18 protein-coding genes and 1 pseudogene are annotated in these 16,373 nt (G+C 67.0%); all 19 read left to right on the forward strand.

Annotation, left to right across the window (positions count from 1 at the left end):
* Positions 1-9: 9 nt before the first annotated feature.
* Positions 10-246, forward strand: a complete 237-nt coding sequence (locus ABZ215_RS25150) for a hypothetical protein (RefSeq protein WP_354952073.1) — start codon at positions 10-12, stop codon at positions 244-246.
* 10 nt (positions 247-256) lie between these two features.
* Positions 257-445, forward strand: a complete 189-nt coding sequence (locus ABZ215_RS25155; RefSeq protein ID WP_354952075.1) for a hypothetical protein — start codon at positions 257-259, stop codon at positions 443-445.
* A complete protein-coding gene (locus ABZ215_RS25160; protein ID WP_354952077.1) occupies positions 442-633 on the forward strand; it encodes a hypothetical protein in 192 nt (63 codons plus the stop codon). The genes ABZ215_RS25155 and ABZ215_RS25160 overlap by 4 nt, the downstream gene beginning before the upstream one ends.
* A gap of 89 nt (positions 634-722) precedes the next feature.
* The gene (locus tag ABZ215_RS25165; RefSeq protein ID WP_354952079.1) at positions 723-2,252 is read left to right on the forward strand and encodes a hypothetical protein; all 1,530 of its coding nucleotides are present in this window, start codon (positions 723-725) and stop codon (positions 2,250-2,252) included.
* An 18-nt stretch (positions 2,253-2,270) separates the two neighbouring features.
* Positions 2,271-3,965: a phage portal protein gene (locus tag ABZ215_RS25170; RefSeq protein ID WP_354952081.1), complete on the forward strand. Its 1,695-nt coding sequence runs from the start codon at positions 2,271-2,273 to the stop codon at positions 3,963-3,965.
* Positions 3,901-4,989, forward strand: coding sequence for a hypothetical protein (locus ABZ215_RS25175; protein WP_354952083.1), 1,089 nt, complete (start codon positions 3,901-3,903; stop codon positions 4,987-4,989). The genes ABZ215_RS25170 and ABZ215_RS25175 overlap by 65 nt, the downstream gene beginning before the upstream one ends.
* Positions 4,990-5,122: 133 nt before the next feature.
* Positions 5,123-5,749: a phage scaffolding protein gene (locus tag ABZ215_RS25180; RefSeq protein WP_354952085.1), complete on the forward strand. Its 627-nt coding sequence runs from the start codon at positions 5,123-5,125 to the stop codon at positions 5,747-5,749.
* A 108-nt stretch (positions 5,750-5,857) separates the two neighbouring features.
* Positions 5,858-6,820, forward strand: a complete 963-nt coding sequence (locus tag ABZ215_RS25185) for a phage major capsid protein (RefSeq protein WP_354952087.1) — start codon at positions 5,858-5,860, stop codon at positions 6,818-6,820.
* A gap of 5 nt (positions 6,821-6,825) precedes the next feature.
* Positions 6,826-7,035, forward strand: a complete 210-nt coding sequence (locus ABZ215_RS25190; protein ID WP_354952089.1) for a hypothetical protein — start codon at positions 6,826-6,828, stop codon at positions 7,033-7,035.
* 99 nt (positions 7,036-7,134) lie between these two features.
* Entirely contained in the window at positions 7,135-7,536 is a 402-nt protein-coding gene (locus ABZ215_RS25195; RefSeq protein ID WP_354952090.1) for a hypothetical protein, read from the forward strand.
* Positions 7,537-7,541: 5 nt separating this feature from the next.
* Complete coding sequence (locus ABZ215_RS25200; RefSeq protein WP_354952092.1) at positions 7,542-7,901, forward strand: hypothetical protein; 360 nt, start codon at positions 7,542-7,544, stop codon at positions 7,899-7,901.
* Between the two features lies 1 nt (position 7,902).
* Positions 7,903-8,451: a hypothetical protein gene (locus ABZ215_RS25205; RefSeq protein WP_354952094.1), complete on the forward strand. Its 549-nt coding sequence runs from the start codon at positions 7,903-7,905 to the stop codon at positions 8,449-8,451.
* Positions 8,448-9,401, forward strand: a complete 954-nt coding sequence (locus tag ABZ215_RS25210; RefSeq protein ID WP_354952096.1) for a glycosyltransferase — start codon at positions 8,448-8,450, stop codon at positions 9,399-9,401. The genes ABZ215_RS25205 and ABZ215_RS25210 overlap by 4 nt, the downstream gene beginning before the upstream one ends.
* 22 nt (positions 9,402-9,423) lie before the next feature.
* Positions 9,424-9,762: a hypothetical protein gene (locus ABZ215_RS25215; protein ID WP_354952098.1), complete on the forward strand. Its 339-nt coding sequence runs from the start codon at positions 9,424-9,426 to the stop codon at positions 9,760-9,762.
* Positions 9,759-10,193 carry a hypothetical protein gene (locus ABZ215_RS25220; protein ID WP_354952100.1) on the forward strand — a complete coding sequence of 145 codons (435 nt, stop codon included), beginning with the start codon at positions 9,759-9,761 and terminating at the stop codon, positions 10,191-10,193. The genes ABZ215_RS25215 and ABZ215_RS25220 overlap by 4 nt, the downstream gene beginning before the upstream one ends.
* 13 nt (positions 10,194-10,206) lie before the next feature.
* On the forward strand, positions 10,207-10,851 hold the full coding sequence (locus tag ABZ215_RS25225; protein ID WP_354952102.1) for a hypothetical protein: 645 nt from the start codon (positions 10,207-10,209) through the stop codon (positions 10,849-10,851).
* A 5-nt stretch (positions 10,852-10,856) separates the two neighbouring features.
* The gene (locus ABZ215_RS25230) at positions 10,857-11,294 is read left to right on the forward strand and encodes a hypothetical protein (RefSeq protein ID WP_354952104.1); all 438 of its coding nucleotides are present in this window, start codon (positions 10,857-10,859) and stop codon (positions 11,292-11,294) included.
* Positions 11,246-11,626 (forward strand): hypothetical protein, encoded by a 381-nt coding sequence (locus ABZ215_RS25235; RefSeq protein WP_354952106.1) that lies wholly within the window; start codon positions 11,246-11,248, stop codon positions 11,624-11,626. Before ABZ215_RS25230 ends, ABZ215_RS25235 begins: the two co-directional genes overlap by 49 nt.
* A 17-nt stretch (positions 11,627-11,643) precedes the next feature.
* Positions 11,644-16,373: pseudogene (locus tag ABZ215_RS25240) on the forward strand (hypothetical protein); the annotation flags it as partial.

The following is a 16,373-nucleotide window of genomic DNA, read 5'->3' on the forward strand; positions in this document are numbered from 1 at the left end:
GGGGAACTCATGACTCAGTTTGTTCGGATCATCGATGGCAGCAATGGCGGATCGGCATACGTCAACGTCGCAGCCGTGACGGCCTTCCGTGTCGTCGAAGCGTTCGGAAACCCGGGCCACTACGCGATCTACGCGAACGGCATCGAGGAGACCGTGGCAAGCGACGACTTCACGTCCATCGCTGCCGCGAACGAAGCGTGCGAGGACCTTGTGGGCGCGCTCGGGAAGGTTGACCTCACTGAGTGAGTCACCGAAGGTGGAGTCGATCCACATCTACGACTTGGCGGATGAGCTTCACGTCCGGGTCCAGCTGATCAAGGACCTGATTCGGGCGGGGAAGCTGAAGACGGTGGGGAACCGGGTGGTGAAGGAGTCGGCGGACGAGTTGCGCTGGCACCTCGCTGTGCACCGCCAGTTGCTCAACCCAAACGAGGAGGACGAATGAGCACGGTCGATACCTGCGTGAACTGCGGTAAGAACATCGTGTTCGAGCCGTTCTTCCTGGATGGCAAGCCCGGCCCGAACCCACCCGTCTGGTTCCATCCGCCGGGCGCGCGGACCTGTGGGGTGAATCCGCAGGGGCTGGTGCCGTGGCCGTCCGCGTCGCCGCACGGCGTGATCGGCGTGTTGTAGTTGCGCATCACTGTCTCGGTGTAGACTGACGTCGCGAGAACTAGCCCCACCCCTTGTGGTGGGGCTTTCGCATGCCCGGGGGGTGCGAGGTGGAGCCCCTGCCGTACTACCCCCGGCCCTTCAACCTCGACCGCTACCTCGCGTCCATCGACGAACGGGTCCTCGCCGACCCCGAAGGCCGCCGCATCCTCACCCGCCTGGACCCGGTGTTGTTCGGGATCACCTACCTCATCGGGCACCTACGGGCCGAGGAAACCCACAACCAACTGTCGCTGAGCGAAGCGCACATCCACTGGGGAGAACTCGCCCGCCGCTACGTACGGCCCATCAGCGACTTCGAACCCGGCGACCTGCGAGACGCCATCATCGCGCCACGTGGCTTGGGCAAGTCGACCTGGTGGTTCACGATCATCCCGATGTGGCTCGCCGCCCACGGGCACCGTTCGTTCATCGCCGCGTTCGCCAACTCGGCCACCCAGGCGGAGGAACACCTCGGTACGTTCAAACGGGAGTTGGAGAACAACCAGCTTATCCGCGCCGACTTTCCCGACCTGTGCAAGCCCGCGAAACGCCCCACCGGTGCGTCTGTGGCGGACTCGCAGAACATGTACGTCGCGAAGTCCGGGTTCGTGTTCGCCGCGCGCGGCATCGACTCCGCCGTCCTCGGGTTGAAGGTCGGCACCAAACGACCCGACCACGTGGTGCTGGACGACATCGAAGGCACCGAGGGCAACTACAGCCCGACGATGAAGGAATCCCGACTCGCGACCATGACGGCAGGGATCCTGCCGATGAACAACCTCGCCTCCGTCACACTGGCCGGCACGGTCGCGATGCCCGGGGCGATCATCGACGACATCGCGGCGAAACAGCGCGGCGAACAGTACCCCGACTGGGTGGACGACAAACGGTTCGTGCCCCGCTACTACGACATCATCCAAACCGCCGATGACGGCACCGAACGTAGCGTGTGGCCCGAGCGGTACCCGATGTCGTGGATCAACACGGTGCGGCACACGCGTGACTTCCAGTCCCAGTACCGCAACGATCCGATGGCCGCGGATTCCGCCTTCTGGCAGGGCTCCGACTTCAAGTACCGCGACGATGTGGCCCTCACGCACTGCCTTCTGTCGATCGACCCGGCTGTCACGGCGAAGGAGAAGAGTGACTACACCGCGCTCGTCGTTGTCGGCTATTCGCGTCCTGAGGATCTGTGTGTGATCCGGGACGCGTGGCAGGTGCGCATCCCGCCGGGCGAGGCCCTGCGGGCGCGGGTGTTGGCGATCCTCGACGAGTATCCCGATATCAGTGGGGTGATCGTCGAAACGAACCAGGGTGGGGACACCTGGAAAGCGATCCTGCACGGGCTGCCGGTACCTGTGCGGACGGTGCACCAGACGGTGCACAAGGAAGTCCGCGCCGGGTCGCTGTTGAACAAGTACCAGCGTGGCCGGGTGGTGCACGCGAAACGCTTGCAGGCCCTCGAAGCCCAAATGATCAAGTTTCCGTTGGCGGGTTTCGACGACCTGATCGACGCCACCGGTACCGGGGTGACCGTGTTCCTGAAGGACGACCGTAAGCCCCCGAAGTCCGAGCCGAAGTCGATCGCCTACGCCTAGAAACCCTGAGGGGGTCCCGTGTCTGACCTTGGGGATGCCCTCAAGTCCATGCAGGACGCCACCCCCGCCTACGCGAAAGCGAAGGCGTATGCGCACGGCCCGATCAGCGAGGTGTTCGCCTCACCCAGGTTGAAGCGGATCTTGAAGAACAAGCAGGTCAGCTTCACCGACGTGCTGGGTGACGTGGTCATTTCCGCGGTGGCTGACAAGCTGGAGATCACCTCCATCACCACCGACAACGACAAGGCCACGGAGGCGTTGGAGGCGCAGGACGAGCGCAACAAGATGCCGCTCGTCCGCCCCCACGTGATGCGCAAGGCGTTGGAGTACGGCGACGCCTACATGATGGTGTGGCCCGCCGCGGACGCCAACGGTGAAGCCACCGGGGACTTCGACGTCACCTACCACTCGCCGCGCACCATGCGGGTCCTGTACGACCCCGAGAACCCGATGAAACCCCGTCTGGCGATCCAGCGGTGGGCGAAGGACAAGCGGGTCCGGGTCAACCTGTACTACCCGCCTGAGACCGAGGACGGTCCGGCGCGGATCGAGCGGTACGTGTCGAAGCAGGACGGTGGCCGCGCCACCTCCGACAAGGATTTCGAACCGTACGAGGCTGAGGGTGAAGCGGCAGAGGAGGAACACGAGTTCGGGTTCCCCGTGTTCCACTTCACCACCACCCTGCCGGGTGAGTATGGGGTGCCGGAGCACTTCAAGTTCTACCCGACCCAGGACAAGCTGAACAAGCTGACGATCGCGCACATGGCCGGGGTGGACTACACCGCGACCCCGCTTCGGTACGCGTTGATGGAACCGGACGGTGACACGTCCGAGGCCGCGGCGATGGACGAGGACGACTTCGCTGTCTCCGAGGACGGCAAACGCACCGAGTTCAAGGACGGGCAGGGGAAGTCAACCTTCTCCGCTGAACCCGGGTCGCTGTGGTACCAGAAGGGTGTGAAGGGGTTCGGCCAGTTCGACCCGGCCGACCCGAAGTACCTGACCGATCCGCAGCAGTTCTACCTGAATCGCGGCGCGTACAACACGTCCACGCCGCTGTACCTGTTCCCGAACGGCGGTGACTTCCCCTCGGGGAAGGCGCTGCGCACGGCGAACGCCCCGTTGGACAAGAAGACGAACGCGCGGAAGATGTCGTTCGACGCCACCTGGGACGCCCTATACACCCACCTGCTGAAACTGCTCGGGTTCCCGGATGTCACGTTGACGATCACGTGGGCCCCGATCCAGACGGTGGACGAGGACGAGAAGGTCGCGTTGGCGCAGCAGAAACAAGCTGCTGGAGTGCCGGCGGAACAGACGCTCAAGGACGATTTGGGCTACGACGGCGACACCGTGGATCAGTGGCTTGAGGACGGCGAAGCGCTCGTCCCGCAGAAGATCGAACTGGTCGGGAAACTCGCGGGCGCGATCTCCTCGCTCGTGCCCGCTGAGTCTGCGCATGTGCTCGAAGAGGGCTCGGTGAACGCGCTGTTCAAGATGATCGTGGATGAGATTCGGGGCGAGACTGGTGACGACACCGAGTTCCAACCCGACCCCGTCCAACAGCCCGAACCCGAACCAGAGCCCGAGCCCACCCAGTTCGACCCTCGAACCGGCGAGTCCTTCGACGCCAACGGCGAGCCAGTCGATGGTGGCGCAGCACGACGCGGCGGCACTGCTGCTGGAACTGGCCGCCGCGTACGTCGCCGCTAGTGCCCTTACCACGGCTGTCTCTTCGGTGTTGCGGTGGGTCACCGCCCAGTGGGGTGTCCTGTTCGGCGTAGTGCAGACGAGGCAGTCGGGCCCGGTGTTTGACCGGTTCACCCGCCAGTTGGAGCAGAAGCTTCGTGGTCTCCCCGCCCCGGACACCGCCGCCGTGTTGGAGCATGCGCGACGGGCCCGGGTCCTCGGCGTGGTGCAGGGCTTCCGCGAGACCGGTGTCCAGGTGCCGGCGGCGTGGCTTACGCACCCTGAACGCATCAGCGCGGAGCGGATGCTGGCCGACCTCGAACACGCTGGTGTGCCGCACCAGGTGGTGGTCGAGGCCCGCAAAGCCGTGGACCGGTCGACACGGTCCCGGTTGTCGTGGGGCCGCAGCGAGGCCCTCGACCGCATCGAGCGCGCGGCGAAACAGGTGCATGACCTGGACGAAGCCACCCTGCACCAGGTCATGGAAGCCATGGCCTCCGCCCAGTCCGCTTCGCGGCTGCTGGAGGCGACGGCGAAGGCCGTGGTGGTAAAGCAGTTGAACGAGGGCATTCTCGCCGCCGCCACAGCCGTAGGCGCGAGGGTGTTTTGGGTGGCCGAGGCGGATGCGTGCCGTTGGTGCGCCTCCGCCGCTGGCACGTTCCCCGGCCCGGACGGTGTGTTCCGGATGCGCGGGTTCGGTGCCCGCGGCCCTGCCCCGTACAGGTTGAACGCGGCGGGCGAGAAGATCCCCCTCCGCGTGCCGCCCGCGCACAACCACTGTCGCTGCCGCTTGGGGATCTGGCGTGCACGCCGCCCACCCGGCCCGGACGACCTGCCCACGCGGCTCCGTCACGAGGCGTCCGCGCGGTTCCTGAACCCGAACGCTGTACCGACCGAACCGGCGTTCCAACCCACCCCCGCCAGCCAGCTATTGACGCTGGTGGCTACACGCTCCCGCTCACGACGCGGCCGGACGGTACCCGGCCATGTCGTGGAGCGGGCTAGGCGCACGTTGCGTGCGTCGATACGCCGCCGTACCGGGCGGTAGCAGCACCACCCCCTGCCCGGGGGTCCACGTGGGTCCCGGGCTTCACCACCGCTCCCCGAGATGGGGAGCGTTTCGCCTGTGCCCGCCCCGAGATGGGGTGTGACGCACCGCCCCCTTTTGGAGTGAAGCCGAGATGGCTGACGACCCCACCCCTAACGACCCGACCCCCGCGCCGACGCCGGACATCGATGTGCCCGCCGCCGACCCCGCACCGGCCCCCGAGCCCCAGACGGCCCCAGTCCCGGAGCCCCCGAAACCGGCCCCTCCGAAGGACTCGTGGAAGCCCCCGTCGAAGGACGAGTGGGAAGCGGTGCAGCGGAAGCTGAAGGAAGTCAACAGCGAGTCCGCCGCGCGTCGGAAGAAGCTCGAAGAGTTGGAGCGGCAGAACGAGACCGAGCAGGAACGCAAGGTCCGCGAAGCTGTCGACGCCGCACGCCTGGAGCACAAGCCCCGCATCGTGAAGGCAGAGGCCAAGGTCGCGCTGCTGGCGGCTGAGGCCCGACCGGAGCGGATCGCGGCGCTCACGAAGTTCCTGGACCTGGACAAGATCGAGGTCGATGGGGACGACGTGACCGGGCTGGACGATCAGGTGAAGACCCTGAAGGCCGAGTACCCGGAGTTCTTCAAACAGCCCGAACCCGAGCCGGTTCCGGAGCCGGAGAAGCCCCGCGTCCCTCGCGTCCCCGTCCGCGGCCAGGAACCCGCCGACACGCCGCGAACCATCGGTGAACGAGTCCTCGCCGCGAAACGCAACCAGTAACACCCCCGCACGCCTGCTCTTGGGCTGCGGGATCTAGCCGCATGCCCGTGAGGGATGACGGCACAGCTACACGCCCATTCCCCCATTTCAGGAAGGAGTGCTGCTGCCATGGCGAACGCCAACAGCGACACTTTCACCGGAGCAGGCTGGATCCCGGTCGACTCCGACCCCAACGTCATCCTCCGCATCCGCAACAACAGCTTCGTCGAGAACCAGTTCAACGCTGTCCCGATGACTACCCGCACCAAGGACATCCCCCGCGCCGGTGGTGTGTCGCTGGGCCGGGTCGGGAAGGGTGACGCGTTCGGTCGGCAGACCCACGCGAACGACTCCATCACGATGCGGGTCGACAAGATCGGTGGGATCGTCGAGATCGACGAAGAGGACATCGAGGACTCGCCGCAGGACATCATCGACACCAAGACGCTGGAGGCCGCGGACACGTATTCGCGGCTTCTGGACAACGCGGCGATCGGTGTGACGGCGGCGAAGGCCACCCACGGGTGGTTGTTCGACAGCCTGTACTACACCCTCACCCAGGCCGATGCTCTCACCGGCTACACCGCCAACTCGAACATCGTGAAGACCGGTTCCGGCGGGGTCGTCACCTACGACCTGCTGTCGCAGACGCTCGGGAAGCTGGAGCAGTCGAACTGGTTCGACCCGTCGTCGATGGTGATCGGCGCGCACCCGTTCTTCGCTCAGGTCCTGCGCGGTATCAAGGACTCCACCGGCCGCCCCATCTTCGTCGAGTCCTCGTCGGGTGGTGCTGGTGGTGCCGTCGGCAACGCGAACCTCACCGGCATGTCGCTGTTCGGGTTCCCGTTCCAGTGGTCCATGGGTCTGCGCACGAGCGCGGCGGGCACGGACAACCCGACGGGTAACCCGTTGCTGGTGATGGGTAACCGGAACCTGCTGCGCCGCGGTGACCGCTACGGGTTGCAGGTGGGGTGGCAGGACTCGACCGAGGGCACCGGGTTCGACAACGACGTGAACAAGCTGCGGTTCCGCGCCCGCAAGGGTGTCGCGTTCGGCGCTCCGGGCGCGGCAGCGATCCTCGAGATCGGCTGACCGCCGTGACCTGGTGGGCGACCAACGAGGGAAGCTACGTCAACAGCGACGAGATCGCCGGGCTGTACCCGGTGCAGATCGGTAGCAACTGGTGGATTCGGCCCGAGAACGTGAACAGCAAGACGCTCGCCGCTGGACCGTTCACGTCGGCTGCTGACGCCACCGAGGCGATCCGGAAGCTTGTCTGCGGTGTTGCTCCGAGCACTGTCGTTTGACCACTTGGGGTGCGGGAGGCCACGCGGTCTCCCGCACCCCAAGTTCTAAGCCCAAGTTGGTGGTGACCTGTGGTTGATGCGTGGGCGCAGGAACAGGACGTGCTCGACCTGACCGCAGTCGAGGTCGACGACCCGACCATCCTTCAGGCGCAGTCCCACATCGAGATCGCCTGCGGTCGCATGTTCGAAGACTCCGAACGCATGGGCACCCGCGACCTGGCGTGGCTGCGGAAGGCTGTCGCGTATCAGGCGGCGTGGCTTCCGTCGCAGCCGGACTGGGCGCAACGCCTGGAAATCACCGCGGACGGGTCCGCGTCGTCGGCCACCCAGTACGCCCCACAAGCCTTGCGGCTGTCGGGGAACGCGCGGTGGGCGCTAACCCGGGTGTCGTGGCTGCGGTCCCGCGGCCTCGCCGTCCCCCTCGCCAACGACAGTGTGGATGTGGAAGACCCGGAGGACGACGAACCGGGCTGGTCGGAGTGGAAACCCGTGGAGGTGTGACAGCGGTGTATGCGCTCGCGAACCGCACCGTCGACCTCTACCGCGGCACCACCGAATCCGAGTTCGGCGACCCCATCGAAGACAACACGCCAGCGGCCCGGGTGGCTGCCGGGGTGTTGGCGAACATCGAAGAGGTCAAGTCCCGCGTGTGGGACCCCACCACCAACAGCCCCCGTGTGGTCCGCCAACACTACGGGCGGGTGCAGTCCACGGTGGATGTGCGTATCGGGGACCGGGTCCACGACCCCAAACGCGGCGAGTGGTTCCGCGTCACCAACGTCACCAGCCCCGTCGCGGTGGGCAGGGTGCCGGACACGGTGCTCGACCTGGAACGGGTCACAACCCAGGGCACGGGGAGGGCATGACGTGGCGGCATACCGGTTGAAAGACCGCACCTACGTCGACCTCCCCGTCACCGCGAACACGACACAAGCCGATGTGGCTGCGGTGCTGAATGACCCCACGGTCGGGGCGGTGGTGCTGGAGTTCACGTGGGACGGGCCCATGTGGTCCCTCGCCTACGTGGTTCCGGGCAAGGGCCAGTACTCGTGCAACGGCACCGCCGGTGCCTACCTGCGCCTCGAACGGGACCCGGCGGGTGCGCCGGCGAAGCTCACCGTCTCCGCAGTCCCGTTGTCTGGGGATGACCAGTGCGAACCGATCATCTCCGCACCCCGGTTCCAGCACACCGCGCAGGACCTCGGCGACATGCTCGCCGGGGACACGGTGACTGTTGTCCTCGCCTGGCCGGAGCCGTTCACGGACACCAGCTACACGTGCTGGACGGAACCACGCGGTGGTGTGGTGGTCACAGCTGTGAACGACAACCCCGCCACGGTCGAAGTCACGGTGAAAGCCGTGGTCGACACCGACGCGGCGTCGGTGCGGGTGTACGGGCATGGGGTGATCGCGTGACGGTCGAGGTGTGGTGCCACACCCCTGATCCGTCCGCGTTCTACCGGCTCCTCGAACCCGCCCGTGTTCTCGGCGTACGCGTCGTGGAACGGGCGGAGCATGTCACGGCGGATACGGTGGTGACGAACCGGCCCATCCTCGCGTGGATCGCCGACCAGATCGAGAAGTGGCGGCGCGAAGGCCGCCGGGTGATCGTGGACGTGGACGACGCGTTCGACTGGCTACCAGCGAACCACGGCATCGCTGGGAAGTTCACCACTGAACCGCTGCACCGCGCCTGCCGCGCAGCCAGTGTGGTGACCTGCTCCACCTTCGCCCTCATCGGCCTCTATAGCCACGGCCACGGTGTCGTGGTGCGCAACTGCGTCCCCGAAGCCACCATCGGCCAGCAGCGTGTCGGGCGTGGGGAACGGCAACCGTGGGTCGGGTGGGTCGGGTCCCTCGCAGCACACCCCAACGACTTGCAGCAATGCGGCGACGGTGTGGCGAGGGCGCTACGTGCGACGGACGCGGCGTTCGCGTTCGTCGGCCCCGAGACCGACGCCCACCGGGTGACGGCCACACTCGCGTGGAACCCGCCCGCACCGGACTTCGTCACCCTCGGCACGGTGTCCCTGCGCACGCTCCCGAGCGTCCTGGTCGAGTTCGACGCCGGGATCGTGCCCCTCGAACCGTCCCGCTTCAACGCCGCCAAAAGCTGGTTGAAAGGGCTGGAGTACAGCGCCGCTGGGGTCCCGGCGGTGGCGTCACCGACACCGGAATACCGGGCCATGGCAGGCCTCGACGGCTGTCTCCTCGCCTCCCGGCCGGGGCAGTGGTTCGACCAGCTGCACCGCCTCCTCACCGACCCTGTTTTCCACGCCGAGCGTGTCGCCGCGGGCCTGGACATGGCCCGCCAGTGGACCTACGAGACCCGTGCCCGCGACTGGGGCGACACCTGGGGCGCATAGCCCTGATTGGGGGTGGTGGCGGGTGCGAGTCACGATCCGCGAAACCCCCCAAGCCAAACGAGGCGCGATCCGCGCGGTGTTGCCGCAGATGTTCGAACTCGGCCACGAGATCGAACGGGAAATGCTCATCCACCCCTGGCACAACCGCACCGGCATCACCGAACGCTCCACCTTCACCGAAGTGGACAACCTCACCGGCAAGCTCACGGTCGGGAACAACGGGCACGCCGAAGAGGGCAAAAAAGTCCCGTACTGGCTGGAGTTCGGCACCTCCCGCATGCACGCCCGGCCGTGGCTGCTGCCCGCCCTCATCAGGGTGTCGCTGCGCCGGAAGTTCCAAGCCCGCGGCAGGCGCAGGTGAACACACCCACCCCCGAAATGGTCGGGGTCGCGTGGCTGCGCCGGCTCCCGTTGATGCAGGGCGACTACGTCACCGACGCCGACACCAAACTCCCCGACATCACAACGTGGACCAAACCCACGTACCTGCAAGTCACACACGTGACCAGTCCCCAGGACATCTACAGCCCCGAACGCAACCCCCACCTCCAAGTCGACGTGTGGGGCGCGCGACTCGACTACAACCTCGTGTCCAGCATCGCCGAAACCGTGGTGGACACGACCTTCGACGGCAGCGGACTCGGCGAGTTCGCTGTGAAAGCCGGTTTCTACCCGGTGCGCCTCGCGGATGTCTCCGTGTTCACCGGGCCCGTCCCGATACCGGACGACCCGGCGGAACTAGCCAGATCACGAATGGTCCTGGCTTTCACCTATGTGATCAACCCTTCCTGAAGGAGCATTCTCGATGGTCAACATCGTTCCCAGCGCGAAGATGGAACGCCGCCGCTACGGTGCCGGGAAACTGTGGGTCGCGCCCCTCGGAACCATCACCTCCAACTACACCCCGCAGGTGACGGGCGGAGCGTTCGTGCAGGGCACCACCGCCACCCAGGTGCCCGGCGCGAGCGCGTGGCTGCCGGTCGGGATCACCACCGAAGGCACCCGGTTCACCTCCAGCAGCGACACCGACACCGACGAGTCGGCGGAGTACTACTACCCGCACGCCACCGTCGTCACCGGCCAGACCTGCGGCCTCGAAGTCGAGCTGAAGACGGTGAACCTCACCAACCTGCGGGTCGCGTTGAACGCGGCCACCTCGCAGGTTTCCGGCACCCCCACCGCGTCGAGCTTCGCCCGCCTGGCCCCGCCCCTGCCCGGCCAGGAAGTGCGGATGCAGTGGCTGTGGGAGTCCAACGCCGCCGACATGATCATCGTGTTGTACAAGGGCCTCAACACCGGTGACGTGGAGCTCGCGGCGCAGAAGGGCGCGGGCGGCATGAACGTTCCCCTGTCCATCTCCGGTGAGCTGCCCGACGCCTCCGTCGCCCCCACCCCCTACGACATCCTCGTGTGCGGCAACAGCTTCGCCGAGTCCACCGCGACGGAGTGACAGCGATGAGCGTCGACTACGACTGGGGCGTCCCCGCGGACGTCCTCAAGAGCAAGTCGGAGATCTTCGACCTGCCGGAAGAGGTCGCGAAGCGCCGCGAGGAACGTCTCGCCGCCGCACCCCCGCATCTGGAGCCGCCGGAACCGGCCGCTGTCGAAGCGGTGGTGGCTGAAGTCGACGGCACGGGTGTGCGGTTCGAGTTCGACGGCGAGTTCTACCTCATCGAACCCATGGATGAATGGGACCTCGACGTGTTCGAGGCGGAAGCCCGCCCCTGGGACTTCGCGCGCCTGCTGATGGGCGAGGTGGCGTACGAGCGGTTCAAGACCGAACCCGACCCGGAGCGCCCCGGCCGGCGGCGGAAGAAGCCGCGGAAGCTGAAGGACATCAACGCGTGGATCGCGGCGGCTTCGGCGGCGGCAGGGACCGAGCCGGGGGAATAGCACGGCTGGTCCGCATCCTCCACGACAACGAAGCTCTCGGCGCGCTGGAGTACGACCTACGCCGGTACCTCCACGTCGATGTCCGGGGGCTTTTCACGTCTCCGAGGACGATCACCCGGCGGCAGGTGATCGTGTGGATCCGCCACCTCCCCGCCGACTCAGCGCTCGGCATACGCGGCCTCGCGGGCGAAGTGAAGAACAGCTTCTACGACCAAATCCACGTCGGTGTTCTCAACGCGCTGTGGCGGCTGAACTTCAACTATCTCCGCGCGCACTCCGCAGAGGGCAGCAAGCCCGAGGAACCCGACTACATCGTGCTGGGCGACAACTGAACACGGGGTGATCTCTGGTGGCTGAATACGTTCTGTCAGCGGAGATCACCCCGGTTCTGTCTCGGAACTTCACGTCGTCGGCGAAGTCGCAGATCACCAAAGCGCTTGCCGGGGTGAACTCGCAGGTCCGTATCACCGGCAAGTTCGACGGTGCAGCCGCGAGAACCGACCTGCGGAAGTTCATCAACACCTCCCGCTCCGACATCAAACTGAAGGGTGTCTTCGACGACACCGGTCTTGCTGCGAAGGTGAAGGCCGCCGCGGCCCGTGCTGGCGCGGATGTCAAGGTCGGTGTGAACCTGGACAAGGGGCTCGTCGAGTCCCAGTTGCGGGAGTTGCAGCGCAACCGGTCCACCACGATCCGGGTGGGTGCGGACACGTCGTCGGCGCAGGCCAGCATCTCCCGGTTGCAGGCGATGGCGGCTGGTGTGTTCGTCGCTATCGGTGTCGGCGCTTCGGCGTTGCCGTCGCTGCTCGCTGGGGTATCCGGCGGGCTGGGCGCAATCGGCGGTTCGGCTGTTGGGGTCGCGAAAGCCTTGTCGGCGTACAAGGACGAGCAGAACGAGGCCGCGCAGTCGGCGGGGTCGAGCGCGTCGCAGTTCCTGTCGCAGGCCATCGCGATGCGCAACGCGCAGCAGGCGGTGGACGACGCGCGCCGGAACGCCGCCCGGGTCGCGGAGCAGTCTGCCCGGCAGATCTCGGATGCGCAGGCCAACGTGGTCTCCGCAGAACGGGACGTGGCCGAAGCGCAGCGCGAGGCGGTGCGGGCGGAGCAGGCCATCCACCGTGCTCGCCAGCAGGCGCTGCGGGACTTGCAGGACTTGCAGGAAGCGGTCGACGACTACGCCCTCTCCCAAGAGGAAGCGTCGATCGCGTTGGCGCGCGCCCAGCAGAACCTGGACGACGTCAACAACTCCGGGACCGCGTCGGCGTTGGACCGGCGTGACGCCGAGTTGGCGTTGGCTCAAGCGCGGGAACGGCTGGAGAAGGTCACCAACGACGCCTCCTCCACCGACCTGGACCGTGAGGTCGCGGCGCTGAACGTGGCGCAGGCGCAGCAGCACCTGGCCGACGTGACAAAGGAAGCTGCCCGCGCTGACTTGGACCGCCGCGAGGCGGCACTGGAGGTGGCGCAGGCGCAGGAACGGCTTTCGGACCTGGCGCGCGATCAGACCCGCAACGTCGAGGACCTCAACGCCGCCCAGGCCGCCGGTGTGGACGGGTCGGAGCAGGTTGTATCCGCGCGTGAAGCGGAACGGACGGCGAACCTGCGGGTTCAGTCCGCACAGGAAGCGCTCCAGAAGGCGCAGCTCGACCTGTCCCGCACACAGCAGGACGCCGCCGCCGCGCAAGAAGACGCCTCGATCCAGGTCGCCCGCGCCCTTCAAGGGGTCGCGGATGCGCAGGCCCGCGCCGGCGCGTCGGCGGCGTCGGCGACGAAAGACACCGACAAGTTCGCCGAGGCCATGGCGAAGCTGTCCCCCGTCGGGCAGCAGTTCGTCAACCAGATCCTGTCCATGGGCACTGCGTGGGACCGGTTCCAGAAGGCTACCCAGACCGCGACCCTGCCCGGGTTGACCGACTTCCTGTCGTCGCTGGCGTCGATCGAGAGCCCTGCTACGCGCGGGATCACCACCATCGGGCGGGAAATCTCAGACCTCGGGTTCAAGGCTGCCGAGCTGAACCGGAACCCCCTGTTCCAGGGCAACCTGGAAGCCACGTTCAAGAACGCGGCCCCCGTGGTTGAGGCGTTCGGTGACGGCATGCTGCGGGTCACCGAACGGCTTGTCAGGTTCGGGGCCGAGAACTCCCAACTCGCAGGCTCGACGGCACGGCTCGTGTCCGACCTGTTCGACTCGGTCAGCGCCTACTACGACGGGCTCCAGCCTCACGTGGCGGGGGTGTCCCGCCTCCTTGAGGGGTTGGGCACGATCACCAAGGACGTGTCCGGGGGGCTCGGGACCCTGTTCGGGCAGTTCGCCGGCGCGTACGCGCAGAACGCGACGAATTTCGAGCAGACGTTCTCGGACTTGCTTGACACGTTCCTGCAACTCACCGCCGCGGGGCTTCCTGCCCTTACCAATGGTCTGTCGATCCTCGCGGACGCTCTCCAACTGGCCAACACGGTGATTCAACCGTTCACCAGTTTCCTGGGCGGTCTCGGCGGGAACGTGATCGCGGGGGTGTTGGCGCTCAAGCTCCTCAGTGGGGCGGCGAACGGTGTCGCGTCGGCGTTCACGGCACTGAACCCCGCTGGGGTGGCGAAGCGGATCGAAGGGTCGAAACTCGGCCAGGCGATCGGCGGTGTCGGGGCTGCGGCGAACGCCGCGGACGGGACGACGAACCGCTTCTCCGGCACGCTGGGGAAGGTTGGCAGCGCGGCGGTGTCCGCGGCGAAGTACATCCCCCTCGTGGGGGTCGCGCTCGCCGCCGGGCAGGCAGCGTTCTCCTCGTTCGCCCCGAGCCTGGACGACCTCGCCACCAAGTACCTGCAAGGCGGCAACGCGGCGCAGGAAGCGGCGGACAAGACCTACCAGCTCACCGACGGTTGGTCCAACGGGGGCCCGGCGGGGTTCTTCTTCCGCGACACGCTGGAAGAGGTCCGCGCCAAGGCGATGGACCTGTATCGGGCGATGGACCCGCTGGAGCGCAAGCAGACCGACGTCACCCGTGCCCAGAACGACATGAACCGGGCCATCAACACCTATGGTCCGCAGTCGGAACAGGCGAGGTTGGCGACCAGCATCTACGCCAACGAGGTTCGCAACCTCAAGGACCGGCAGTGGGAAGCTGAGCAGGCCACCAAGACGCACACGGAGAAGATCCGTGACCAGCGTCAAGCCATGCTGGATCAGGCCAACGGGGTGGTGTCGTACAACTCGGCGATGTTGCAGGTTCAGACCGCGCAACAGAACCTTGATGCAGCGGTGCGTCAGTACGGCGCGGGGAGTTTGCAGGCCCAGCAGGCGCAGAACCAGCTTGAACAAGCCATGTTGGGGACGATCACCGCGGCGACCCAGTTGTCGGATGCGCAGACCGCTGGTCTGCCCCCGTCGATCCAGACCGCGGCGCAGACGGAAGCGATCAACCGGCAGTTGGCGATTCTGTCCCAGCAGGCTGGGGGCACGTTGCCGCCTGCGCTGCAAACGATGGTGAACGGGCTGAAGGACAGCGACGTCGCCGCGTTCGGCGCTCGCGTCTCAACCGACGGGCTCGGGAACAGCATCATCATGCTGCCGGACGGGAAAACCCTCACCTTCCCGACCAACGCGGACGACACAAAGAAGCGGGTGGACGACCTCGCCGCGAGCGTGTGGAAGGTGTCCGGCGCGTACGCGGATTGGTGGAACAACTACCAGAAGTTCCTGACTGCGCCGCCCCCGGCGCAGGTGCCGGGAGCACCTCCTCTGCCGCTGCACAACGCGGCCGGCGGGTTGATCGCCGGTCCCGGCACGGGCACCTCGGACTCGATCCTGTCGTGGCTGTCCAACGGCGAGTACGTGATCAACGCGAAAGCGACGGCGAAGTTCCTGCCGCTGCTGGAAGCGATCAACGCGAACCGGTACGCCACAGGTGGACTGGTCGGGTTCGCCGACGGCGGGACAGCCACCGCGAGCACGTCCGGCGCGGCTGTGGCCGCGCCGGGTGGGGTCACGTTCACCATCCCCGACCTGACCGAACCGACCGAGCAGGTCAAGGCGTTGACCGAGGCGGCAGCAGCCCTATCGGGAATGGTCAACGGCACGCTCGTCCCAGCGTTGTTGGCGCAAGCGGTCATGCAGGACTCGCAGCTCATCCCGTCCCTCGCGGCGCTGGAGCTGCACCTGTCGCAGTTCATGCCGAACGCGAACAACACCCTGCTCGCATCGACGTGGGCGTTGCACGGTGGGGTCACGGCGGCGTGGCTCGGGATGCAGAACAGCGTGTGGGGGTCGACCAACGCGCAGATCGGCGCGTTCAACTCCCTCAACACCGGTCTCGCCGGTGTGCGCGACGCGATGTCGTTCACCGCCGAATGGGCTGTCACCCAGTACGGCAGGGTGTGGGCCGCAGCGGCGGACCCGATCCGGGCGGTGCTGCACGGCCCCATCAACGCCGGGCTGATCGCAGCGTGGAACAGCCTGAACGCGCAGTTCGCGTTGAACCGGCCGGTCGCGCCGGTCGGGGTGCCGTTCGCCACCGGCGGCTACGTGTCCGGCCCGGGATCGAGCACCAGCGACTCCATCCAGGCCCGCTTGTCCAACGGTGAATACGTGATCCCCGCGGCGATCACGAAGAAGGTGCGGCCGTTCCTCGACGCCCTCCGCGCCGGCGAAGGCGAAGCCATGCAAGCCGCCGGGTACCTGCCCGGCTACGCCCAAGGCGGGATCGTCGCCAACACCGGGTCCCAGCTCAACGCCGTCACAGCACGGGTGGTCGGGTTCCTCAACCAACAGAAGGGGAAACCCTACATTTGGGGTGGTGTCGGCCCGGTCGGGTTCGACTGCTCCGGGCTCGTGTCCGCCGCGACGAACGTGGCCCGCGGCGAAGCGAACCCCTACCGCCGGTTGGGTGTCGCCGCGTCGCAGCCGTGGCCAGGGTTCGTGCGCGGCCTGTCGTCGGCGTTCGCCACCGGCTACAACAGCCACCACACCGCGATGACCGTCGCGGGGGCTGAACGCCGGGGTGTCGGCGCTGCGGGCGATCCTCGGTGCGACGCGGGTGGTGGCGGCGATCTGGCCGACCGTGGAGAGCGGCGGGTTGCTCG

The sequence above is a fragment of the Amycolatopsis sp. NPDC006131 genome (assembly GCF_040614175.1).
GTDB lineage: Bacteria > Actinomycetota > Actinomycetes > Mycobacteriales > Pseudonocardiaceae > Amycolatopsis_E > Amycolatopsis_E tucumanensis.

Bases quoted from the DNA above. Each gene is read 5' to 3' on its own strand.
- ABZ215_RS25150 (WP_354952073.1), top strand. From the start codon at position 10: ATGACTCAGTTTGTTCGGATCATCGATGGCAGCAATGGCGGATCGGCA.
- ABZ215_RS25160 (WP_354952077.1), top strand. From the start codon at position 442: ATGAGCACGGTCGATACCTGCGTGAACTGCGGTAAGAACATCGTGTTC.
- ABZ215_RS25175 (WP_354952083.1), top strand. From the start codon at position 3,901: ATGGTGGCGCAGCACGACGCGGCGGCACTGCTGCTGGAACTGGCCGCC.
- ABZ215_RS25180 (WP_354952085.1), top strand. From the start codon at position 5,123: ATGGCTGACGACCCCACCCCTAACGACCCGACCCCCGCGCCGACGCCG.
- ABZ215_RS25185 (WP_354952087.1), top strand. From the start codon at position 5,858: ATGGCGAACGCCAACAGCGACACTTTCACCGGAGCAGGCTGGATCCCG.
- ABZ215_RS25225 (WP_354952102.1), top strand. From the start codon at position 10,207: ATGGTCAACATCGTTCCCAGCGCGAAGATGGAACGCCGCCGCTACGGT.
- ABZ215_RS25230 (WP_354952104.1), top strand. From the start codon at position 10,857: ATGAGCGTCGACTACGACTGGGGCGTCCCCGCGGACGTCCTCAAGAGC.